Source organism: Protofrankia sp. CiT1 (assembly GCF_917627335.1).
Classification (GTDB): Bacteria; Actinomycetota; Actinomycetes; order Frankiales; family Frankiaceae; genus Protofrankia.
On record NZ_CAKJTP010000075.1, the window covers coordinates 16,077 to 18,178 of the forward strand.

At 62.2% G+C, this 2,102-nt stretch carries 2 protein-coding genes; both read right to left on the reverse strand.

Translation table 11 applies throughout. The features are described from left to right. Window positions 1–558: 558 nt before the first annotated feature. On the reverse strand, window positions 559–1,011 hold the full coding sequence (locus MJ785_RS22295; protein WP_370651526.1) for a hypothetical protein: 453 nt from the start codon (window positions 1,009–1,011) through the stop codon (window positions 559–561). Window positions 1,012–1,057: 46 nt separating this feature from the next. Then, window positions 1,058–2,080: a ParA family protein gene (locus MJ785_RS13515; protein ID WP_239372870.1), complete on the reverse strand. Its 1,023-nt coding sequence runs from the start codon at window positions 2,078–2,080 to the stop codon at window positions 1,058–1,060. Window positions 2,081–2,102 lie beyond the last annotated feature (22 nt).

Sequence of the window (2,102 nt, forward strand, 5' to 3'; positions counted from 1 at the left end):
TTATGCAGAACTTTTCCATCGAGATCTATAACAACGCCTCGACCTGCGACAACGGATAATTCAGATCATCCAGGATGGGAGCGCTGAATAATCCTCCATCCATTTCTCTCATACCCGAGAAGGGGTATCAATGCAGAATTTGCTTTGGTCAATCCGCCAGCCCCCGAGGCTGACACTGGCGCTGGCACTGGCGCTGGCACTGCTCCTCGCCACCGTCGCACTGACCACCGCCCCGATGCTTGTGAGCGGTAAGCCGACAACCCAGGCACACAGAGAGGGAGACTACTGGCATACAAAGAATGGTAAGGAATGCACCAAGTACAAAGGTAAAACCTACTGTGGTTACCCTGGGTGATAATACTGCCGACACGGCCGATGACATTCCGTAGTCATTAGTCTGAAGTTGCGTGATATTGGTCGTGCGGCAGGCCGTGCCTGCTCCAGCCGGGGACGCGCCGCTTGCGTCACGCTCAGCGGTCGGCGCTGGAACTCCTTCGGGGGTTGTCGGATGCCAGGTGGATGCGTCGCGAGGCGCGAGGAGGCCCCGGTAGCGGTGTGCTACCAGGGCTGACGACAACGACGCGAGGCGCCGGCTGGCACCGGCAGGTCCTGGATGAACGTCCAGCGCCGACCGCAAGTGGTCGCCACCGGAAGTTGTTCGGGGGGCGCCGGATGACAGACGGATGCATCGTGAGGCGGAGAAGGCCCAGGTAGCGGTGTTCCACCGGGGCTGACGAGCCGGGGTAGCCGTGCATCGCGAAGCGATGTGCGGGGAGCGATGACGCGAGGCGCCGCCTGGCGCCGGCAGGCCCTGGATGGCGGATGATGGACAAGTGCCGGGGCCGGCAGCGCCGGATCAAACGGTGGCGTCCCGGCCAGCAGCTCATACAGCGACGCCCCCAGGGCGTACAGATCGGTGGCCGGGCTCAGCCGGCCACCGAGGATCTGTTCGGGGGCCATATACCGCGGAGTGCCGATAACCGCGCTCGCGGTAGTCGCCGGCCCCTCCACGATTTTCGTGATACCGAAGTCGGTGACCTTCAGCAAACCAGCTGAGTCAGTTCTCGACCTGCACTGAGTCCAGCCTCTGCAAGAGCGTCGTCGCGAGCGACTGGAAGTCGTGGTAGCACCGGCTGACAAGCGTCTGGGTACTACCCAGCGCGCCGTCTGCGGTTCTCAGGTCGAACATCGGCTTGCGCGCATCATGCGAGAGCGGCATCAGGCTCTGGTAATTGCGTAGCGTTGCGATTTCATACGATCCGAGGCTTGTTTTCGCCTCCGGTTCACCTAGCACGTCCGACGCGAAGACCTGAGGAATGCGATCGAGCCATCGTTGGTATGCCTTGACGGGGCGGTCCAGACGCATCGTCGGCTGCATAATGACGTAACCGAGGGGAGTCATTCGGCCAGGCGGTGCATCAATCCTCGGCGGGAGGTCCGGGAGTACCTTGTGGTGCCAGGTCGCCCGCCACGTCCGGAGGGTCGGTCCAAGATTTCGCAGTCCCCGGAGGGAGAACAGATCCGCCGCCAGTGGAACGAGCACCGTGTCGGCAGCGAGCAGAGCCGCTCGATTGATTGCGCCGAGATTAGGGCCGACATCGATGAGTACGACATCGGCTCTGACCTGTCGAGCGGCAACCTGAATAATCCGGTGGAACGCCGTTGTCGTCCGCAGCGCTGCCGGGTCTCCAGTGAAGCCCTTGGGCCAGGATTCGCTCAACCGATCCTCGAAAGCGCTCAACGTCAGGTCACCAGCAAGCAACCAGAGCCCATCCGCGATCTGTTCAGGCTCACACGGACGAATGTCCCCCGTGCCTTCCATAATCGGCCTGACAGCGGCGGCAACTGTGGTAGCGCTGTCGGCATCGCCCCGCCCGGCCGACCATGTCGACTCGTCGGGCTCCCGCCAGATCAGCTCGAGTTTCTCTTCATCAAGAAAGGCTGCCGTCAGGTTCGACTGGGGGTCCAGGTCCACGGCAAGAACATTCTTGCCGAGCCGCTGAAGCATGTGCGCGAGGTGATAGGTGAGGGTCGTCTTCCCTACACCACCCTTGTTATTGAACAGCGCCACCGAGATCACGTGGCGCTCCTCAGGGTCACGG